This is a genomic window from Leifsonia sp. NPDC077715 (assembly GCF_040686855.1).
Taxonomy (GTDB): domain Bacteria; phylum Actinomycetota; class Actinomycetes; order Actinomycetales; family Microbacteriaceae; genus Leifsonia.
Window position 1 is genome coordinate 729,604 of the sequence record NZ_JBFBOG010000001.1, and the last position, 18,058, is coordinate 747,661.

An 18,058-nucleotide genomic window follows, 5' to 3' on the forward strand; every position below is an offset into this window, starting at 1 on the left:
ACCAGGCGCGCGGGTAGGAGTCAGAGCCGACCGCAATATGAAGGCAGAATTTTGACTGGGAGCGCAAAGAACAACTATATGTCAAATAGACGCGCCGTGTCCAGTCTTTTCTTGACCGAAGACACGTCCTGATGTATAACGCGAGTCCCGTGCATGTATTCCCGGGCTCAGGACCGGTGCGAACGGTAGGTCGGGAGGGTGTCGACGGTCGCCAAGACGGCCTCCTCTCGCGTCCGCGGAGACCAGCCGAGTACGCGCCGAGCCTTCTCGCTCGACGCCCGCCGCGCCTTCCCGAGGTCGGGCAGGAACTCGCGGACCCGCCGGCTGAACGGCGCGGCGGCCTTCAGCATCCACGGCGCCATGAGCTTCGTGCTGACCCGTCGCCCGGCGGCCTCGCCGAGATGGCCGCGGATGAGGAGGGCGACCTCCTGCACACCCATCACGTCGCCCGCGATCGCGAGGAAGCGCTCGCCCGCCGCCTCTGGTCGCGTCATCGCCAGCAGGTGCAGCGCGGCGACATCGCGCACGTCCACCACGCCGAAGTACGCGTCGGGCAGGCGCGGGAGGCGTCCCTCCTTCACCAGCCGGACCAGCTCGACCGAGCTGGACACGTCCGGCCCGAGCACCGGGCCCAGGATGCCGACCGGGTTCACGGTGGACAGCTGAAGCGCGCCGCTCTCCCGCGCGATGAAGTCCCACGCCGCGCGCTCCGCCAGCGTCTTGGAGCGCACGTACGCGCTGATCGGCCGGCCGCTGTCGAGCTCGGTCCAGTCCTCCTCGGTGAAGGCGCGGTCGGTCGGCTCGTGGCCGTAGCCGATCGCCGCGAACGAGGAGGTGAGGACGACCCGCTCGACCCCGGCGTCGCGGGCGGCGCGCAGCACGCGCAGTGCGCCGTCGCGCGCCGGGCGGATGAGCTCGTCCGGGTCCTTCGGCTGCACCGAGGGGAACGGGGACGCGACGTGCAGCACGAAGCGGCACCCGGCGACCGCGTCCGCCCACCCGTCGTCGGAGGTCAGGTCGGCGATGGCGAACTCGAGCCGGTCACCGGGATCGTCGATGCCGCCGGCGGCCACCTGCGAGCGCACGTCGGCGGCGCGGGCAGGCGTTCGGATCGTGGTGCGCACGCGGTATCCGGCCTCGAGCAGGGCGAGGACGCAGTGCGCGCCGACGAAGCCGGAGCCGCCGGTCACCAGGACGAGGTCGGGGGTGGTCGGGTCGGTCACGCTGCCATCCTTCCCCGGCGGGGGCGGTTGCGCTACCGGTGGGTCAGGAGCGGGCTCAGCGGCGAATGTCGAAGGCGGCGAGCAGCCCGTCCTCGACGGAGCGCATGGTCCGCGGGCTCAGGCCGCCCAGCCGGCGCTGCACGTCCTCCGGGTACATCGGCTGCACGTCGTCGCAGAGGACGCGGCCGACGACGCATTCCCCGTCCGGCACCGCGACGATGCTGGGCAGGTTGCGCTTCAACGTCGTGGTGATCCGGACCACCAGCACGCTCTCCAGACCCGCGTTGCGCCGATTGTTGCTGACGACGAGGTACGGCTTCGCCTCGTCGAAGCCGGGCATCCTGGCGAGGTACACCTCGCCCCGCCGGTACTCACTCACCGGCTCTGGGACCCGCCCCGTCGGCCCGCACGCGCACGCCCTTCGCGACGGCGGCGTTCTGCGTCCGCCCACTCGTCGTCTGCGGCCAGTGCCTCGTACTCGGCGGCCTCCTCGGCTTCGCGCAGATGCTCCAGCCCGGCCTCGAAGACGGCGTGGACGAGTTGGGCGTCGCTCGCGCGCGCATCCACGTCGATCAGCGCGGACAGGCGGGCCGGCGAACGACGGACGACCTTCAGCTCCTCCTCGTCCCGATCGGTCAGGGGCACCGACAGTCGTCGCCGGGGCGTCGAGGGAGTAGCGAGCGCGCTCATATCCCCAGTCTCGCCGAAGCCGTGATGCACATCAACCCGAAAAGTGATGCATGCATTCTTTCTTCAGGAGCGGACGAGCGCGATCGCCTGGGCGCGGTCGCGGACCGCCAGCTTGGCGAAGAGGGCGTTGATGTGCGTCTTGACGGTGGAGACGCCGACGTAGAGGGTGCCGGCGATCTCGGCGTTGCTGAGGCCGTCGGCGACCAGCGCCAGCACTTCGGCCTCGCGGCGGGTGAGGGTCGGGAAGCGGGCGAGGAGCGCGTCGACCGGCTCCGGCTCGGCGGGTGTCGACGCGGTGAGCGAGTGGATGAGGCGTGCGCCGATCTCCGGCGCGAAGGTCGCCTGCCCGCTCGCGACGGCGCGGACCGCCGCCGCGAGCTCGGCGCGGCCGGCGTCCTTCGTCAGGTACCCCCGGGCGCCCGCCCGGAGCGCCGCGACGATCGAGGCGTCGTCGGCGTAGGTGGTGAGGACCAGGACGGCGGTGCCGGGCGCCTCGGCCGTCACCCGCGCCGTCGCGGCGGCGCCGTCGAGGCCGGGCATGCGCAGGTCCATCAGGAGCACGTCCGGATGCTCGGCCACGGCGAGCGCGACCGCCTCTGCGCCGTCGGACGCCTCGCCCACGATCTCGACATCCGGCAGGAGCCCGAGCACTGTGACGAGGCCGTCCCGGACGATCGCCTGGTCGTCCGCCACCGCCACCCGGATGCGCGCGGCGTCGTTCACAGCAGCGCCTCCGCCGTCACGGTGAACCGTCCGGCCTCGGCGGACGCGGTCACCGTAGCGCCGTGCGGAAGGGCGCCGAAGCGCTCGCGCATCCCGTCGAGGCCGTGGCCGCCTCCGGAGGCCGCGAGCTCGGGATGCGGCGCAGTCAGCGGATTGGAGACGACGAGGCGCACGCGGTCAGTCTGCCAGGACAGGCGTGCGTCCACCGGCGCGCCGGGCGCGTGCTTGCGGGCGTTGCTCAGCGCCTCCTGAAGAGCGCGCTGCAGTGCCGCGGCCACATCGGCGGTGAGAACCCGGCCCTGGCCCTCGACCGTGAACTCGATGGCCCCGCCGAGCGAGCGGTGCGCCGACACCAGGTCGCGGAGGGTCCGCTCGATGTCGTCCGCTGCCACCGTCTCTGCAGGACCCGGCGAGGCGGGTGCCCGCAGCGCCGCGACGGCGCGGCGGGCGTCGGCGAGGCCGTCGGCCGCGAGACCCCGCGCGTCGATGACACGGGAACGCGCGGCGGCGGTATCGCCCGCCTCGAGCAGCGCGTCCACCGCGTCCAGCTGCATCACCAGCCCGCCCAGGCTGTGCGCGAGTACGTCGTGCAGGTCACGGGCGAGCGCGACCCGGGAGGCCTCCTCGCGCATCGCCGCCTCCTGCTCCCGCAGCAGCGCCTCCCGCTCCTCTGCCCGCCGGAACTGGCGACGGCTGAGGCCGCCGAACGCGCCGAGCAGGATGCCGCCCAGCATCGAGAGCAGCGCGGGCACCGGCGTCCCGACGGGCACCGCGCTTACGGCCGTCAGGAGCAGCGCGAGGGCGCCGAGGGCGAACCCGCCCCACAGGGGCACGGCGATGTCCCCCAGGACGGCAAGCACACCGACCGCCGCCGGCACGACCGTCAGTCCGTCCGTAGGCGCCGCCGTGATCGCCCCCAGAACCGTCGACAGAAGGATGCAGACGAGAGCCGAGCGAGCGAGCCCGTAGTGTGCCAGCACGCTGCGCGCGACCCACAGCGCGAGGGAACCGAACGCGACGACGACCACCCACAGCGGACGCGAGCCGCTGTGGGTGGTGACGAGGCCGTAGCCGACGGCCGCCGCGCCGAAGACGGTCAGCGCGAGGGCGAGGCCGCCGGGTCGCGAGGAGACGATCACTCGACCATCATGCGGCCGACGGCGGCGTGACGCTCGAGCCGCGCGGCGAACACCGCGGTGCGGGCCACCCGGTTGGCCGCGAAGACGAGCAGGATGACGCCGGTCGCGGAGGCCAGATGCGCCCCGGCCTGGGAAGCCAGCACGTCCACGACGATGCGCACCGCGACGACCACCAGCCAGAGCGCCATGCCCCAGCCTCCCGTGCGGGATTCGTAGACCGCGAGGTCGCGTCCGTCCTTACCGGCGGGAACCGGCTGCGGCAGCCGGCGGAAGTGGGCGATCCCACCCATCCACGCGCCGACGGCCAGCGAGAAGAGGAGTTCGCCGACGAGCACCGCGATGTCGAGCGGAGTGATCGATGCCGGCTTCACCTGCTGCGCGATCAGTGCCAGGCCGACGATGCCGAGGATCAGCGGCGAGCGCCACATCCGGCTCAGCACGACCGGGCGCCAGGTCATCTGGCGCACGCCGATCCATACGATCAGCAGGAGGATCAGGAGGCCGTTGGCGATCATCTGGAGTGTCATGTCCTCAGCCTCCCGTTCGGCCGCGAGCGCCGGGACCACCCCCGGGTGGAGGCCGGGTGGAGATCCGGCGGGCTCCGGGAGGAGCGCGACTAGGCTGGCCGCGTGCCCGCCTCGCAGAACCCGTCCGTCACCCTCTCCGAGAGCGGCTACCTCGCCACCGTGGAGCCGGACCGGTTCGTGCCCGGCGCGTACCAGCTGGTCGTGGACGGGACGCCGCAGTCGCACGTGAACCTCGACGACCCCTCGCAGCTGTTCTTCGAGTACGTCCAGCGGATGGGCAATGTCATCGACCTGATCGGCGAGCCCGGGGAGCCGATCACGGCGGTGCACCTCGGCGCCGGCGCCCTCACGCTCCCCCGCTACATCGCCTACACGCGGCCGGGATCACGGCAGCAGGTCGTCGAGCTGGAGAGCAAACTGGTGGAGCTGGTGCGCGAGCAGCTGCCGCTCCCCCGCTACGCGCAGATCCGCATCCGGCACGGGGACGCTCGCGAGGTGGTCGGCAAGCTGCCCGCCGGCCTGCGCGGGTCGGTCGATCTGCTGGTCGTCGACATCTTCAGCGGGTCGCGGACGCCCGCCCACGTCACCAGCGTCGAGTTCTACCGGTCGGCCGTGTCGCTGTTGAAGCCGGACGGGATCGTGCTCGTCAATGTGGCGGACGGGCCGCCGCTGACCTTCGCCCGCAGCCAGGTGTCGACCCTCGGGGCCGTCGTGGAGAACGTGGCGGCGCTGGCGGAGACGCAGGTGCTCAAGGGTCGCAGGTTCGGGAACGTGGTGCTGGTCGGATCCAACTCGCCGCTGCCACTGGAGTGGCTGCCGCGGCTGCTCGCCAGCGGACCGCACCCGGCCAAGGCGGTGGCCGGGGAGGAGCTGCGGACGTTCGCGGCCGGGGCGCCGATCGTGACGGACGCGACCAGCGTGCCGTCGCCGACGCCCGCGCGCAGCATCTTCCAGAGCGGGACGCGGCGGGACTGAGTCTGTCAGGCGTGCCGGAAGAGCACGCCCTGCCCGGGTCGTAGCTGCGCGAACGCGTCGAGGGAGGCGTCCGCGATCACGGCGATCACCGGGTAGCCGCCGGTGACCGGGTGGTCGGCGAGCAGGACGGTCGGGCGTCCGTCCGGCGAGACCTGCACGGCTCCGGCGACCATCGGCTCGCTCGGAAGCTCGCGGTCGATGGCACGCTCGAGGAGCAGGGGCGGTGTCTCCGTGGCGTGCCGGCGAGCCGTGGGCGGGTCGAGGCGCATCCCGATGCGGTCGCTCTCCTGGCCCGCGCGCCACTCCACGGTGAAGAACGCCTCCAGGGCCGCGTCGGTGAACCAGTCGGCGCGCGGCCCGCGGTGCGCGCGGACCTCGACGGGCCCGGGCGCGGGCTCGGCCACGGGCACGAAATCGAGGAGCGGCACATCGGTTCCGGACGCGGCGCCCACCGGCAGCAGGTCGCCCGCGGCGAGCGGGGCGGGGCCCAGACCGGCAAGGGTGTCGCGCGAGCGGGAGCCGAGGACCGGCGGCGCCGCGATGCCGCCGCGGACGGTGAGGTACCAGCGCATCCCGGTCTCGGCGGCGCGGATGCGGAGCACCTGCCCGGCGGCCGCGCGGACGGCCCGGTGCGCATCCACGGAGCGGTCGTCGAGCAGAAGGGAGCCGGTGGCTCCGGTGACCGCGAACCACGTGTCCCGCTCGAAGCGGGCTTCGAAGCCGCCCAGCAGGACCTCGACGCCGGCGGCGCCCTCGGCGTTGCCGAGCAGACGGTTGCCCAGACGGAGCGCGCCGCGGTCGAGCGCGCCGGAGGCGCCGACGCCGAGCGCGGCGAGGCCGGGGCGCCCGAGGTCCTGCAGCAGGGCGAGCGGGCCGGGGCTCAGGATGCGGACGCCGGCGCTCATGTGGCCTCCCGGAACCGCACCACGGCTCCCGGGCGCAGCAGCGCGGGCGGGTCGGCGGTCTCGTCCCACAGCACGGCGTCCGTGGTCCCGATCAGTTGCCAGCCGCCGGGGCTGGAGCGCGGGTAGACGCCGCTGAACGCGCCCGCGAGGCCGACGGCCCCGGGCGGCACGGCCGTGCGCGGGGTGGACCGGCGCGGCACGTCGAGCGGGTCGCCGTCGGGGACGAGGTAGGCGAACCCCGGCGCGAACCCGCCGAAGGCGACGCGCCACGGGCGGCCGGTGTGGAAGGCGATCACGTCGGCCTCGGAGAGCCCCGTCAGACGTGCGACCTCGGCGAGGTCCGCGCCGTCGTACCGGACGGCGAGCTCCACGGCTCCGATATCCGCGGGAGGAGCCGGCAGCGGCTCGGCGCCGTCGATCCAGGCGGTGGCGACGCTGAGCGGCAGGATGCGCGGCTGCACGACGACGGCGATGGTCCGGGCCGCAGGCACCACGTCCACCACACCGGCCGGACGGCTCGCCTCCAGGCCGCGGAACAGGGCGAGCACGGCATCCAGGTCATCCAGCTCGACGAGCAGGGCGTGGTCGCCGTACGGCAGGATGCGGCGGTTCACGCGAACGGCTCCACGGAGACACCGGATGCGGCGAGCGCGTCGCGCACGGCCTGCGCCATCGCGACCGCGCCGGGGGTGTCGCCGTGAACGCAGAGCGAGTCGACCTGCACGGCGATCTCCGTCCCGTCGACCGCGGTCACGCGGCCGTGGGTCGCCATGCGGACGGCGCGGGCCGCGATCGCATCGGCATCGGACAGGAGCGCGCCCGGTTCGGTGCGCGGCACCAGTGTGCCGTCAGCCCGGTAGCCGCGGTCGACGAAGGCCTCGCGCACGAACCGCAGTCCCGCCTCCTCCGCCGACCGCTCGACGGCCGAGCCGGCCAGGCCGAGCAGCGCGAGCGACGGGTCGAAGGCGATGACGGCGTCCACCACGGCGTTCGCCTGCGGCTCGTCGTGGACGATGCGGTTGTACAGGGCGCCGTGCGGCTTGACGTAGCGCACGGCGGTGCCGGCGACCCGGGCGAGGCCGGTGAGCGCGGCCAGCTGGTAAAGGACCTCGTCGCGCAGCTCTCCGGGCGGCACATCCATCGAGCGGCGGCCGAACCCGGCCAGGTCGCGATACGAGACGTGCGCGCCGACCGTCACGCCGTTCGCCGCGGCCTCGCGGCAGGTGGCGAGCATCGTGGACGCGTCGCCGGCGTGGAAGCCGCAGGCCACGTTCGCGCTGGACACGACCCGCAGCAGCGCGGCGTCGTCGCCCATCGACCAGGCGCCGAAGGACTCCCCGAGGTCGCTGTTGAGGTCGATGGAGTGCGGCATGTGCCTATTGTCGCGCGCGCGCCCGATGCGCCCGCACCTTGGCGCGGTTGCCGCAACGCTGCATGGAGCACCAGCGGCGGGTGCCGCTGCGCGAGGTGTCGAGGTAGACGAGGTCGCAGTCATCGGCCGAGCACTCGCGGATGCGGCCGTCGACGTCCGGACCGAAGAGGCGCACCGCGTCCCGGGCTATCGAGCCGAGGGCCTGGTGCGGGCGCGCCTTCGTGCGGCCCGCCTGACGCGCTCCACCGGCGAGCACCGGCGGGATGTCGGGCGTGGCGGCGAAGAGGTTCACCACATCCACGTCGTCGGGCGACAGCGCCTCGGCGAGGCTGGCCTGTCGTGCGAGGCGGCCGATCGCCGCGCGCAGCGTGCCCGCGTCGCGGAACTCGCGGTCGCCCGCCGTGGGCGCGACCTCGGGGAAGCGCTCGATCAGCCAGTCGTTCAGAACGGCGGCATCCGGCACGAGTTCGCGGTGGCCGCCCGCGTCGTCGCCGCCGGCGGTGTGCGCGAAGTCGAGGGCCAGAGAGCCCGAATCGAACCACCAGCGCTGGCCGTCCACGGGCTCCATCCACTGTCCGGTCTGCCTGGTGATCAACGCTTCCATCGCCCGTACACCCTACCCGGCCGCGGCCGTGCGGACGCCCTGCGGCATACTGGGCGGATGACCGCGACGAGGCCCGATCCGCTGGCGACGCTCGAAGGACCCACGGTGCTGCTGCGGGCGCTGACCCACGACGACCTGCCGGACCTCTTCGACGCGATCGGGCATCCCGAGGTCTTCGCGGGCGGCTGGGGCGGAGGGCCCGCGGCCTACCGCGACACGTACGAGGAGTGGCGCGACTTCATCCTCGGCTACCTCGACTGGGAGCGCAGCAACGTCACGGCCGTCGTCCTGCGCGACGGGGACCGGCTGGTCGGGACGACGACGCTCGGCGACTTCGACCTGGTCAACGACTCCGCCCACATCGGCTGGACGGCGTACGCGCCAGAGGCCTGGGGCGGCCGCGTCAACGCGGAGACCAAGCGGCTGCTGCTCGGCACCGCCTTCGACCACGGGTTCGAGCGGGTGAAGCTGCAGGCGGATGTCCTCAACGAGCGGTCGCGCTCCGCGATCGTCCGGCTCGGGGCTCACTACGAGGGCGTCCTGCGGCACACCCAGCGCCGCGCGGACGGGAGCTGGCGCGACACGGCGGTGTACTCCATCCTGAGCGAGGAGTGGCCGGCCGTGCGGGATGCGCTCGACGAGCGGATCGGGGCGACGCGCGCCTGAGCGGCCCTACTCGGCGGCGGCCGCGGCGGCGACGCGCCGCTGAGCGGGCGACACCTCGCGGTGCTGCCACGAGATGAGGTTGGCGGCGTCGAACCGGCGCGAGCAGGCGCCGCACGCGAGAGCCCGCGCGGGCTTGCGGTAGCGGTAGTGCGTGTGCCCGTTCGGGCAGGTGCCGACCCACGGCGCGAGGTCGTCGGCGATGGCCCCGCCGTGGAGGCGCTTTCCCTCGTAGCCGAGGTCGATCGCGATGGCACGCCACCGCGGACCGTGGCCGGCCCGGGGACCGGCGAGCGCGTGCGCGACCTCGTGCAGGAGGATCTGGTGGATCTCGTCGTCCTCGTACCGCGCGGCCAGGTAGCGGGAGACGGTGATCCGCTTCGACGTGTAGTTGCAGAGTCCGGCGCGGGTCTTGGCGTTGTCGAAGCCGAAGGTCCAGACGGCGGGGTCGAGGTGCAGCGCGATGAGGGCGTCGGCCCAGCGCCGGACGCGCTCGAGGTCGGCCATCAGGCACGGCTCCTCTCCGAAGCGCTCCACTGCTCCATGCCGTGCATCCTACGCGCGATCGGAGTCCGTCTCGGCGCCCGGAGCGGCAGCCGCGGGGGCTCCCAGGGAACCGCGCTGGGCGTCCAGAGCCGACTGGACGACCGCGACGGCGGTCAGCGCGGCCTGGATCTCGGCCGGGGAGGCTCCCAGCTTCTCGCGCAGGAACACGGCGGCCGTCATGTCGGCGAGTGCGTTCTCGTAGTCGCCCGTGTCGAAGTACACCTTGCCGCGATTCTGGATGGCGAACGCCTCCAGCGCCGTCCACTCGCGACCGCGGGCCTCGTCCACACAGCCGGTCAGCTCCACGACGGCCTCGTCGGCCTTGCCCTCGTACTGCAGCACCTGCGCTCTGCGAACACGCGCGCCCAGCAGCTGCTCGCGGTCGCCCGTGAAGCGCGCCTGGCGCACGGCCTCGTTGGCCACTTCGTAGGCCTCGTCGAGCCGGCCCAGAAGGCGCAGCAGGACCGCCTTCTCATTGAGCGCGCTGAGGCTGCGCAGGCTGCCGAGCTCCTCAAGACGCTCGCCGGCAGCGCGCAGATCGACGCGTTCGCGCAGGGTGGTCGGATCGTATCCGAGGATGATGCTCAGGGTTCTGCTCCCGATCGGTGTGACCCCCCAAGACTACCCGCAGACGCGGTTCACCCCGGGCGCTTGACACCAGGGGCCGGAGTGAGTCGCACCTCGATGAGCCGGTCGTCGCCTGAGCGCGGCGATCCGCGTCCGTCCGTGTTGTTCGTCAGGACCCACAAGCGGTCACCGACGGCCACAACGTCGCGGAGCCGGCCGAGCGCGCCCTCGAAGAACGGCGCCGCGGTCACGGGCGCCGCGCCGTCGGTCGGCCACGCCGTCCACAGCCGCTGCCCACGGAGGGCCGCGAGGAACACGGTGTCACCCACGACGGCGAGCCCGCTCGGGCTCGCGGCCGAAGTCGGCCACTGGTAGACCGGATCGGTGTACGCGGGGTCTCCGCCGACGCCCTCGACGACCGGCCACCCGTAGTTCGACCCCGGCCGGATGATGTTGAGCTCGTCCCAGGTGTTCTGGCCGAATTCGGACGCCCACATGGTGCCGCGCGAGTCCCAGCCGATGCCCTGCGGGTTGCGGTGGCCGTACGTCCACACCGAGGAGCCCGCGAACGGATTGTCGGCGGGCACCTGGCCGTCCGGGGTGACGCGGAGGATCTTGCCGCCCAGCGAGCCGACGTTCTGCGCGTTCGCCGGGTTCGACGCGTCCCCGGCCGTGATGTAGAGCATGCCGTCCGGGCCGAAGGCGATGCGGCCGCCGTCGTGGTTGCCCGCTTTCGGGATGCCCGTGAGGACGGGTGAGGGAGCGCCGACCGCGTACGAGCCGGGCGCACCGCTGAGAGGCATCCGCACCACGCGGTTGTCGTCGGCCGTCGTGAGGTAGGCGTAGAGCTCGTCGGGCGCATCCGTCGACCGCACCGCGAGGCCGAGCAGACCGCTCTCACCTTGGTGCACGACGCCGGGCACGGTCCCGACGTCGCGCAGGCCGCCGTGCGGCAGCCGCTCCCGGATCCTGCCGGAGTCGCGCTCGCTGATCAGCGCCGACCCGCTCGCCAGCGGCACCACCGACCACGGCGCGTCCAGGCCGGACGCGAGCTCGGTCGTCTGCCCGCTCGGCTGCCACGGGATGGCCGCGACGGCCGCCGAGGTGCCGGTCGGCCGCGGTGTCGCGGTCGGAGTGCGCGTGACCGTCGGGTCCGGCTCCGGGGCCGGCGCCGAGCATCCCGCCAGAACGAGCGCGGCCGCCGCCAGGGCGAGGAGCCCTGAGCGGCGGCCGGGATGGATCATCGCTGCCCGCTGCCGTCAGTCGACGACGCGGACATCCTTCCAGAACGCGACGTAGTTGCTGTAGTCCTTGCCGACCCGGTCGAACGAGCTGGGGTACGGGGTGGGGTAGCTCCAGGCGCGGTCCTGCAGCAGACCGTCGTCCGACTTCACGGAGAAGTACTGGCACTCGCCCTTCCACGGACACGTGTACGGGGTGGCGCTCTCGACGAGGTATTCGGCGTTCACGCTCGCGGGCGGGAAGTACCAGTTGCCCTCGATGCGGATGAGGTCCTCCTGCGGGGCCTCGGCGATGACGGTGTCGTTCAGCACGGCTTTCATGTAAAACCTCCTGTCCGAGCGAACGTACCCCGGGCCGAGATCATTCCGCGGGCCGCGCACCGCTCTGCCGGGAGGCTCGCAGCACGGTCACAGTGTCGGAGGTGCCGAGGCGGCCGGACGCGGCGACGTCGGCGAGCGGGACGCCCGCGGCGATCCGCTCGCGACCGGAGACGGACGCCGTGAGGAGGTGCGCGACGGCACCCCGGAGACCCGTGAACGCGGCGCACGCGGCGGCGGCCTCGGGCGACGCGTAGTCGATACCGAGTGCGGCCAGGGCGTCCACGACCGCGCCCGCCGCGAGCAGGTCCTCCACGGCGAAGCGCGGTGCGTCCGTGGCGGTCGTGCCGCCCGCCGCGACGAGTGCGACCATGGTGCGGCGGCCCAGGCGGACCTGCTCGTCGAGGATCCACCGGGCGACGGCCTCCGCGTCCGTGAGGCTCGCGGCGAGCGCCGCGCCGTCGCCGGGGAACGCGGGCGGTTCGGCGTCGACGGCGAGCGCGTCGATCCAGACGATGACGTCGGCGTCCTGCGCCACCGCGTCCAGGCCGTCCACACCCCAGTCGAACCGTACCTGGTACTTGGCCTGGCGGTGGGCGTCGGGGATGGCGGCGGTGCGGGAGTCGGTCACCGGGCCATCGTAGTTCGACCGGCCGGACGCGGCCGGGCCTCCCCCGGTGACGGACGCATCTGGCGGCGGATCAGGTCGAAGTCGTGCCGCGTCAGCTCGATGACGCCTCGCCGCAGCTGGTAGCCCCAGTCGGGTCGGTCGCGGGTGAAGTCGAGCATCCCGAGCATCGGGCGGATGGGCGTCGGCACCGCGTCGTGGTCCCAGTCGATGCGGCGGCGCCACGGCTTGAAGTCGCCCGCCGGTCCGGTCATCGAGGGCCCTTGAGTCACCTGGAAGACGTCGTCGTCGGCCACGCGGCCCACCGCGGTGAACTGCTTGAGCGGTTCGCCGTCCGGATAGGAGGCACGCGGCGAGTAGTAGACGAAACCGTCGGAGGGGCCCATCCACTCCAGCGGACCGCGCGCACCGTGATTGACCTGGGCGAAGCCGCCCGCGACGCCGCGCAGGACGTGGTCGTGCTGCACCACGCCCAGCCAGTAACGGATCGCCATGCTCCCGTTGTAGCGCACACCACCGTCACCGGTGTCGAAACGGGCGGACGCGGTTCGACGTTTTGGTAGGCGCTCGCGCGCCGCGAGGAGAGGATGGGACCATGCGATTCGTGCTGATGGCACTCGGCGAGGAGGCCGAGACGGCCGCCGCCCGGCCGGAGCTCGACCGGTACCGCGCCGAGCTGATCCGCGCGGGAGTGCTGCTCGCGGCGGACGCGTTGGAGCCGCCGAGCGCGGGCGCGAGCGTCCGCTGCGCGGGCCAGGACCGCATCCTGAGCCGCCCGGCCACGAGCGCGGTGAGCGCGCTCTGGATGGTGGAGACGGCCGGCGAGGACGAGGCGCTGGAGTGGGCGCGCCGGCTGCCGCTGACGTCCGGGACGGTGGAGGTGCGCCGCGTGGCGGGCGACGAGGGCCGATGAGCGGCGAGGGGACGGCGGACGATGCGCCCGATCGCGCGGTCGCGGCCCGGCGGGCGGTCGAGTCGGTGTGGCGGATCGAGTCGGCCCGGCTCATCGCGGGGCTCGCACGCTCGACCGGCGACGTCGGACTCGCCGAAGAGCTGGCCCAGGACGCGCTGGTCGCGGCGCTGGAGCAGTGGCCGGAGTCCGGCATCCCGCGCAATCCCGGCGCCTGGCTGACGACGGTGGCGAAGCGCCGCGCGGTCGACGGGTGGCGGCGGCGGGAGCGCCTGGACGACCGCTACGCCGCCATCGCGCACGACCTGGAGCAGGAGCTCGGCCGCGACGACCCCGCGCGCGCCGCACAGGAGCCGATCGGGGACGACCTGCTGCGGCTCGTCTTCGTCGCGTGCCACCCGGTCCTCCCGCAGGCGTCGCGCGTGGCACTGACGCTGCGGATGCTGGGCGGCCTCTCGACGGAGGAGATCGCGCGCGCGTTCCTCGTCCCACCCTCGACCATGGCGCAGCGGATCGTGCGCGCCAAGAAGACGCTCAGCGCGGCGGGGGTGCCGTTCGAGGTGCCCGAGCGGGCCGAGTTCGCCGACCGGCTGGCGTCGGTGCTGGAGGTCGTCTACCTCATCTTCAACGAGGGCTACTCGGCCACCGCGGGCGACGACTGGATGCGTCCCGACCTGTGCCGCGAGGCGCTGCGGCTCGGCCGCGTGCTCGCCGAGCTGACCCCGCGCGAGCCGGAGGTGCACGGGCTGGTGGCGCTGATGGAGCTGCAGGCGTCCCGGCTCGGCGCGCGGACGACGGAGGACGGGTCGCCCATCCTGCTGCAGGACCAGGACCGCACCCGCTGGGACCGCGTCCTCATCGGGCGCGGGCTTGCGGCGTTGCAGCGGTCGGACATGCTCCGCGTGACCCGTCGACCGCCGGTGAGCCGCGGGCCGTACGCGCTGCAGGCTGCCATCGCGGCCTGCCACGCGACGGCCGCGACGCCCGACGCGACCGACTGGGAGGAGATCGTCGCGCTCTACGGTGCCCTCGCGTCGCTGCGGCCCTCGGCGGTGGTCGAGCTCAACCGTGCCGTCGCGCTGTCGATGGCGTACGGGCCGGAGGCGGGGCTGGAGGTCGTCGACCGGTTGGCGGTCGAGGGCGCCCTGTCGTCGTACCACCTGCTCCCGTCGGTCCGCGCCGATCTGCTCCTTCGCCTGGGTCGCCGCGAGGACGCGCGGCAGGAGTTCGAGCGCGCGGCCGCCATGACCGACAACGCGCGGGAACGGGACCTGCTGCTCGCGCGAGCCGCGGAATGCCTCTGAGTCGCGCATCCACCGATCCCATCCGCGCCTGAGGGAGCGACACTGGGAGCATGCGCGTGCTGCTGAAGCTCCTGCTCGACTGCGACCCCGACGCCGCCTGGCGTGCCCTGCAGAGCCCGACCGCGTTCCGCGAGGTGGCGATGCCGTGGCTCGACTTCCGGTCGGAGGAGCCCGCCGGGTTCCCGACGCGGTGGGGCGCCGAGCACCGGGTGAAGGTGAAGGCGCTGGGGGCGTTCACCGTCGGGACGCAGGCGATCCGGCTGGACACGCTGCGGTCGACCGATCCGCGCGAGAGCGGGACGCGCATCCTGCGCGACAGCGGCGGCGGGACGGGCGGCGCGCTGGCGGCGATCCCGCACCTCGACCACCGGATGGCGATCGCACCCGACCCCGCCGGCCCCGATGAGGAGGGACGGCTGCGGACGCTGTACCGCGACCAGCTCATCGTGAAGGCGGGCGCGCTGACGCCGATCGCCTGGTACGCGATGTGGGCGTTCTGGCAGTGGCGCGGCGTGCGCCTCAAGCGATTGGCCCCGACCTGGGCCTACGATCCGGAGGTACGCCCGGCGGACGAGCAGCCGGAGACGGGAGCGGTGGAGAGATGACCAGCGTGGAGCAGCCCGCGAGGGACGCGGCGAGCGACGCCCGTGCGGTGACGGCGGTCCAGACGGCCGACTGGCGGCGGCGCGTGTTCGCCCTGTACGCGTCCGTGCGCCGCCTCGCCGCCCACGACCCGGCGGAGGCGCACGCACATTGGATCTCGTGCCGCAACGACCTCTTCGCTTCGCATCCGGCGTCGCCGTTGCTGCCCGAGGACCGCGACCGGTTCACGGGACTGCCCGTCGTACCCTACGACCCGGAATGGCGGTTCGAGCTGCCGATCCAGCCGGCGGCGTCGCCGAAGCGGATGGACGTGGAGACCGGCACCGACGGCGTCGTGCCGTTCGACCTGCTCGGCACCGTGCGCGTCCCGTTCGCCGGGACGCTCGACGTGTGGCGGCTGGCGTCCTACGGCGGCGGGCTGTTCGTGCCGGTCAAGGATGCGCTGGCGGGGCGGCCGGGCGGCACCTACGGCGGTGGACGCTACCTGATCGACACGATCAAGGGCGCCGACCTCGGGCTCGACGCGGGAGACGGCGAGGCGTCGCTCGTGCTCGACTTCAACTTCGCCTACAACCCGTCATGCGCCTACGACCCGGCGTGGGCGTGCCCGCTGGCGCAGGCGGGCAATACGCTCGCGGTCGAGGTCCCGGTCGGCGAACGGTACGCCGGCGCGTGACCTTGTCCCACGTTTCCCTCGCCGATTCGTGACGAATCGCGCCCGTTCGTGACGAATCGCGCCCGTTCGTGACGAATCGTCGCGCGGGGGCGCGTGAGTCAGCGGGCGACGAGCGTGAGGCGCTGCGTCGGACGGGTCATCGCGACGTAGAGGGATGCGGCGCCGCGCGGCGACTCGGCGGCGAGCGCGTCGGGGTCGGCGAGCACGACGGCGTCGAACTCCAGTCCCTTCGCCTCGTAGCCGGTCAGCACGGCGATCGGGCGGGTGAGGCCCGCGGCGCCGCGGCCGGCGGCATCCCCGAAGCGCTCCGCGACCGCGGACGAGACCGCCGGCAGGTCGGCCGCGGTCGTGATAACCGCGAGCGTCCCCTGGTCGTCGATGCCGCGGTCGTGGGCGACCGCGTCCGCCACGGCGACGCCGAGCGCGTCCGGAGCTTCCGCATCCACGCGACGGATCGGCCACTCGCCCTCGCGCACGGCGCGCGTCGGCGTGATCGGCAGCCCCGCGTCCGCGGCGATCCGCTCGGCCTCGCGCGTGATCTGCGCGGGCGTACGGTAGTTGACGGTCAGCTCCTCGAGGCGCCAGGCGTCCTTGAACACCGGGTCCAGCGCCTCCTGCCAGCTCGACGCCCCGGCCGCCGACGCCACCTGCGCGATGTCGCCGACGATCGTGAACGACTTCATCGGGCAGCGGCGCACCAGCAGCCGCCACTGCATCGGCGACAGCTCCTGCGCCTCGTCGACGACGACGTGGCCGTACGTCCAGCTGCGGTCCGACGCGGCGCGCTCCGCGGTCGTGCCGCGGTCGACCTGCTCGGCGAATCCGTCGGCCAGCTGCTCCGCGCTGACGAGCCCCTGCACGCCCATGTTCCGGATGGCCGCACGCGCGTTCTCGAGGTCCCGCTTGCGCTGGCGCTCCCGCTCGCGGTCAGCCGGGTCAGCGCGACCGGGGAAATCGCCCAGCAGCTCGGCCGCCTCATCCAGGAGCGGCACATCCGACACGGTGAAGGGCGCGCTGCGCTCGCGCTGCAGCGCCTGGCGCTGCTGCACCGACCACCGCGGCGTCAGCTCGGCGAGCCACGCGGGACGCGCGAAGAGGTCCTGCAACAGCTTCTGCGGGGTCAGCGGCAGCCAGGCCGTGTTGAGCAGGACGCGGACGTCGTACGAGGTGCGCAGGTCCTCGCGCAGCACCTTCAGGTCGGCGTCGTCGATCGTCGAGCCGGCGGCGCGCAGCTGGGCGGCCAGCTGGTCGGTCAGCTCCGACAGCGCGGCCTTCACGAACGTGACGCGCGCCACGTTGTGCGGCTTCCCGGTGCGCTGCGCCTTGGCGATGGCACGGTGGATGAGAGCCGGATCGACCGCCAGCCGCTCGTTGTCGACCACGATCGTCTGCGCCTCGTCGGGCGCCTTCTGCCGCGACTTCACGGCGCGCTGCAGCAGCCGCGCCATCTGCGCCGACCCCTTCAGCACCGCTGCCTCCGGCGCATCCTGGGCCGTGGCCTCCACCCCCGGGAACAGCTCGCCGAGGCTCGACATGACCACGCCCGTCTCACCGAGCGACGGCAGCACCGCCTCGATGTAGCGGAGGAACGCGGTCGACGGACCGACGACGAGAACACCGGACGCGCTCAGACGCTGACGGTTCGCATAGAGCAGGTAGGCGGCGCGGTGCAGCGCGACGGCGGTCTTGCCCGTGCCGGGGCCTCCCTGCACGACCAGCGCGCCGCGGAGGTCGGAGCGGATGATGCGGTCCTGCTCGGCCTGGATCGTCGCCACGATGTCGTGCATCCGGCCGGTGCGCTGCGCCGTCAGGGCGGCGAGCAGCGCTCCCTCGCCCTGCACGTGCTCGCCTGCGCGGTCGCCGTCGAGCAGCGCCTCGTCGAAGACCTCGTCGTCGATGCGGGTCACCTGGCGGCCCGACATCGTGAGGTGACGGCGGGCGCGCACGCCCATCCGCTCGTTCGCGGTCGCCTGGTAGAAGGCGCCGGCCTGCTGCGCACGCCAGTCGACCAGCAGCGAGCGCTGGTCATCGTCGCGCAGGCCGATGCGGCCGATGTAGCGGTGGTCGGAGCCGTCGACGGGCTCCTCCAGCAGCAGGCGGCCGAACACGAGCCGCGCATCCACGTCGCGGAGCTGGGTCAGCTGGTCCTCGTACAGGCGCGCGAACGCGTCACGCTCGCTGCGGGCCTGGTGGTTGCTGCCGACGCTGTCGCGGCGCACGCGGGACAGCCGCTCCTCGGTCTCGGCGCGCAGCTGATCCAGCCGCTCATACAGCCCCGAGACCACGGCGCGTTCGCGATCGAGCTCAGACTCCTGCACGCCCATGGCCGCCCTTCGTTTCCGGGCCGACAGTCTACGACCTCCGGATGGGTGGACGCTCCCAGCAGTCGTACGGCCGCATGCCCTAGACTGATTGCTTGCGGGCCGATCGTCGCCCGCTGCGTC

The 18,058-nt window shown here is 73.3% G+C and carries 23 protein-coding genes; 6 read left to right on the forward strand and 17 right to left on the reverse strand.

Translation table 11 applies throughout. The features are described 5' to 3' along the window. Positions 1-167: 167 nt before the first annotated feature. The 6 genes from AB0P25_RS03590 to AB0P25_RS03615 all read right to left on the reverse strand — a co-directional run bounded on the left by AB0P25_RS03590 (position 168) and on the right by AB0P25_RS03615 (position 4,302). Positions 168-1,223: an aldehyde reductase gene (locus tag AB0P25_RS03590; RefSeq protein ID WP_363805416.1), complete on the reverse strand. Its 1,056-nt coding sequence runs from the start codon at positions 1,221-1,223 to the stop codon at positions 168-170. 55 nt (positions 1,224-1,278) lie between these two features. Then, positions 1,279-1,602: a type II toxin-antitoxin system PemK/MazF family toxin gene (locus AB0P25_RS03595; RefSeq protein WP_363805417.1), complete on the reverse strand. Its 324-nt coding sequence runs from the start codon at positions 1,600-1,602 to the stop codon at positions 1,279-1,281. Continuing rightward, a complete protein-coding gene (locus AB0P25_RS03600; RefSeq protein ID WP_363805418.1) occupies positions 1,599-1,913 on the reverse strand; it encodes a hypothetical protein in 315 nt (104 codons plus the stop codon). Before AB0P25_RS03600 ends, AB0P25_RS03595 begins: the two co-directional genes overlap by 4 nt. Before the next feature lie 63 nt (positions 1,914-1,976). Beyond that, on the reverse strand, positions 1,977-2,636 hold the full coding sequence (locus AB0P25_RS03605) for a response regulator transcription factor (protein ID WP_363805419.1): 660 nt from the start codon (positions 2,634-2,636) through the stop codon (positions 1,977-1,979). Continuing rightward, positions 2,633-3,775 (reverse strand): histidine kinase, encoded by a 1,143-nt coding sequence (locus AB0P25_RS03610; RefSeq protein WP_363805420.1) that lies wholly within the window; start codon positions 3,773-3,775, stop codon positions 2,633-2,635. Before AB0P25_RS03610 ends, AB0P25_RS03605 begins: the two co-directional genes overlap by 4 nt. Beyond that, complete coding sequence (locus tag AB0P25_RS03615) at positions 3,772-4,302, reverse strand: hypothetical protein (RefSeq protein WP_363805421.1); 531 nt, start codon at positions 4,300-4,302, stop codon at positions 3,772-3,774. Before AB0P25_RS03615 ends, AB0P25_RS03610 begins: the two co-directional genes overlap by 4 nt. Positions 4,303-4,404: 102 nt before the next feature. Here AB0P25_RS03615 and AB0P25_RS03620 point away from each other — a divergent pair, with 102 nt between their 5' ends. Next, complete coding sequence (locus tag AB0P25_RS03620) at positions 4,405-5,277, forward strand: fused MFS/spermidine synthase (protein WP_363805422.1); 873 nt, start codon at positions 4,405-4,407, stop codon at positions 5,275-5,277. 5 nt (positions 5,278-5,282) lie between these two features. Here AB0P25_RS03620 and AB0P25_RS03625 read toward each other — a convergent pair whose 3' ends face one another. From AB0P25_RS03625 to AB0P25_RS03640, 4 genes are read right to left on the reverse strand one after another with little or no spacing between them, the layout of a single operon-like run. Beyond that, positions 5,283-6,182 carry a biotin-dependent carboxyltransferase family protein gene (locus tag AB0P25_RS03625; protein ID WP_363805423.1) on the reverse strand — a complete coding sequence of 300 codons (900 nt, stop codon included), beginning with the start codon at positions 6,180-6,182 and terminating at the stop codon, positions 5,283-5,285. Further along, positions 6,179-6,796, reverse strand: coding sequence for an allophanate hydrolase subunit 1 (locus AB0P25_RS03630; protein ID WP_363805424.1), 618 nt, complete (start codon positions 6,794-6,796; stop codon positions 6,179-6,181). The genes AB0P25_RS03625 and AB0P25_RS03630 overlap by 4 nt, the downstream gene beginning before the upstream one ends. Next, positions 6,793-7,554 carry a 5-oxoprolinase subunit PxpA gene (locus AB0P25_RS03635; RefSeq protein ID WP_363805425.1) on the reverse strand — a complete coding sequence of 254 codons (762 nt, stop codon included), beginning with the start codon at positions 7,552-7,554 and terminating at the stop codon, positions 6,793-6,795. The genes AB0P25_RS03630 and AB0P25_RS03635 overlap by 4 nt, the downstream gene beginning before the upstream one ends. 4 nt (positions 7,555-7,558) lie before the next feature. Further along, positions 7,559-8,158, reverse strand: coding sequence for a CGNR zinc finger domain-containing protein (locus AB0P25_RS03640; protein ID WP_363805426.1), 600 nt, complete (start codon positions 8,156-8,158; stop codon positions 7,559-7,561). Positions 8,159-8,215: 57 nt separating this feature from the next. On the opposite strand from AB0P25_RS03640, the gene AB0P25_RS03645 reads away from it, so the two are divergent. Beyond that, a complete protein-coding gene (locus AB0P25_RS03645) occupies positions 8,216-8,824 on the forward strand; it encodes a GNAT family protein (RefSeq protein WP_363805427.1) in 609 nt (202 codons plus the stop codon). Between the two features lie 6 nt (positions 8,825-8,830). On the opposite strand, the gene AB0P25_RS03650 is transcribed toward AB0P25_RS03645, so the two are convergent. From AB0P25_RS03650 to AB0P25_RS03675, 6 genes are all read right to left on the reverse strand, one after another. Continuing rightward, complete coding sequence (locus AB0P25_RS03650) at positions 8,831-9,328, reverse strand: SprT-like domain-containing protein (RefSeq protein ID WP_363805428.1); 498 nt, start codon at positions 9,326-9,328, stop codon at positions 8,831-8,833. Positions 9,329-9,376: 48 nt separating this feature from the next. Further along, positions 9,377-9,790: a hypothetical protein gene (locus AB0P25_RS03655; protein WP_363805429.1), complete on the reverse strand. Its 414-nt coding sequence runs from the start codon at positions 9,788-9,790 to the stop codon at positions 9,377-9,379. A gap of 215 nt (positions 9,791-10,005) precedes the next feature. Beyond that, entirely contained in the window at positions 10,006-11,178 is a 1,173-nt protein-coding gene (locus AB0P25_RS03660) for a PQQ-dependent sugar dehydrogenase (protein ID WP_363805430.1), read from the reverse strand. A gap of 15 nt (positions 11,179-11,193) precedes the next feature. Next, a complete protein-coding gene (locus tag AB0P25_RS03665; RefSeq protein WP_363805431.1) occupies positions 11,194-11,496 on the reverse strand; it encodes a DUF427 domain-containing protein in 303 nt (100 codons plus the stop codon). Positions 11,497-11,536: 40 nt separating this feature from the next. Then, on the reverse strand, positions 11,537-12,124 hold the full coding sequence (locus tag AB0P25_RS03670; protein ID WP_363805432.1) for a 2-phosphosulfolactate phosphatase: 588 nt from the start codon (positions 12,122-12,124) through the stop codon (positions 11,537-11,539). After that, positions 12,121-12,615 (reverse strand): EVE domain-containing protein, encoded by a 495-nt coding sequence (locus AB0P25_RS03675; protein ID WP_363805434.1) that lies wholly within the window; start codon positions 12,613-12,615, stop codon positions 12,121-12,123. The genes AB0P25_RS03670 and AB0P25_RS03675 overlap by 4 nt, the downstream gene beginning before the upstream one ends. Positions 12,616-12,716: 101 nt before the next feature. Here AB0P25_RS03675 and AB0P25_RS03680 point away from each other — a divergent pair, with 101 nt between their 5' ends. Genes AB0P25_RS03680 through AB0P25_RS03695 form a run of 4 tightly spaced genes read left to right on the forward strand, consistent with a single transcriptional unit; the run spans position 12,717 to position 15,614 of the window. Further along, positions 12,717-13,034 carry a YciI family protein gene (locus tag AB0P25_RS03680; protein ID WP_363805435.1) on the forward strand — a complete coding sequence of 106 codons (318 nt, stop codon included), beginning with the start codon at positions 12,717-12,719 and terminating at the stop codon, positions 13,032-13,034. Next, entirely contained in the window at positions 13,031-14,335 is a 1,305-nt protein-coding gene (locus AB0P25_RS03685) for an RNA polymerase sigma factor (RefSeq protein ID WP_363805437.1), read from the forward strand. The genes AB0P25_RS03680 and AB0P25_RS03685 overlap by 4 nt, the downstream gene beginning before the upstream one ends. Before the next feature lie 50 nt (positions 14,336-14,385). Beyond that, a complete protein-coding gene (locus AB0P25_RS03690) occupies positions 14,386-14,940 on the forward strand; it encodes a hypothetical protein (protein WP_363805438.1) in 555 nt (184 codons plus the stop codon). Continuing rightward, positions 14,937-15,614 carry a DUF1684 domain-containing protein gene (locus AB0P25_RS03695; protein ID WP_363805439.1) on the forward strand — a complete coding sequence of 226 codons (678 nt, stop codon included), beginning with the start codon at positions 14,937-14,939 and terminating at the stop codon, positions 15,612-15,614. Before AB0P25_RS03690 ends, AB0P25_RS03695 begins: the two co-directional genes overlap by 4 nt. 98 nt (positions 15,615-15,712) lie before the next feature. Here the strand turns inward: AB0P25_RS03695 and AB0P25_RS03700 are convergent, their stop codons facing one another. Continuing rightward, a complete protein-coding gene (locus tag AB0P25_RS03700; protein WP_363805441.1) occupies positions 15,713-17,938 on the reverse strand; it encodes a UvrD-helicase domain-containing protein in 2,226 nt (741 codons plus the stop codon). Between the last annotated feature and the right edge of the window lie 120 nt (positions 17,939-18,058).

Excerpts from the sequence above, each read along its gene's own strand:
- AB0P25_RS03685 (WP_363805437.1), top strand. The coding sequence starts at position 13,031 with ATGAGCGGCGAGGGGACGGCGGACGATGCGCCCGATCGCGCGGTCGCG.
- AB0P25_RS03625 (WP_363805423.1), bottom strand. The coding sequence starts at position 6,182 with ATGAGCGCCGGCGTCCGCATCCTGAGCCCCGGCCCGCTCGCCCTGCTG.
- AB0P25_RS03640 (WP_363805426.1), bottom strand. The coding sequence starts at position 8,158 with ATGGAAGCGTTGATCACCAGGCAGACCGGACAGTGGATGGAGCCCGTG.
- AB0P25_RS03675 (WP_363805434.1), bottom strand. The coding sequence starts at position 12,615 with ATGGCGATCCGTTACTGGCTGGGCGTGGTGCAGCACGACCACGTCCTG.
- AB0P25_RS03700 (WP_363805441.1), bottom strand. The coding sequence starts at position 17,938 with ATGGGCGTGCAGGAGTCTGAGCTCGATCGCGAACGCGCCGTGGTCTCG.
- AB0P25_RS03680 (WP_363805435.1), top strand. The coding sequence starts at position 12,717 with ATGCGATTCGTGCTGATGGCACTCGGCGAGGAGGCCGAGACGGCCGCC.
- AB0P25_RS03645 (WP_363805427.1), top strand. The coding sequence starts at position 8,216 with ATGACCGCGACGAGGCCCGATCCGCTGGCGACGCTCGAAGGACCCACG.
- AB0P25_RS03635 (WP_363805425.1), bottom strand. The coding sequence starts at position 7,554 with ATGCCGCACTCCATCGACCTCAACAGCGACCTCGGGGAGTCCTTCGGC.
- AB0P25_RS03650 (WP_363805428.1), bottom strand. The coding sequence starts at position 9,328 with ATGGCCGACCTCGAGCGCGTCCGGCGCTGGGCCGACGCCCTCATCGCG.
- AB0P25_RS03660 (WP_363805430.1), bottom strand. The coding sequence starts at position 11,178 with ATGATCCATCCCGGCCGCCGCTCAGGGCTCCTCGCCCTGGCGGCGGCC.
- AB0P25_RS03695 (WP_363805439.1), top strand. The coding sequence starts at position 14,937 with ATGACCAGCGTGGAGCAGCCCGCGAGGGACGCGGCGAGCGACGCCCGT.
- AB0P25_RS03690 (WP_363805438.1), top strand. The coding sequence starts at position 14,386 with ATGCGCGTGCTGCTGAAGCTCCTGCTCGACTGCGACCCCGACGCCGCC.
- AB0P25_RS03600 (WP_363805418.1), bottom strand. The coding sequence starts at position 1,913 with ATGAGCGCGCTCGCTACTCCCTCGACGCCCCGGCGACGACTGTCGGTG.
- AB0P25_RS03665 (WP_363805431.1), bottom strand. The coding sequence starts at position 11,496 with ATGAAAGCCGTGCTGAACGACACCGTCATCGCCGAGGCCCCGCAGGAG.
- AB0P25_RS03615 (WP_363805421.1), bottom strand. The coding sequence starts at position 4,302 with ATGACACTCCAGATGATCGCCAACGGCCTCCTGATCCTCCTGCTGATC.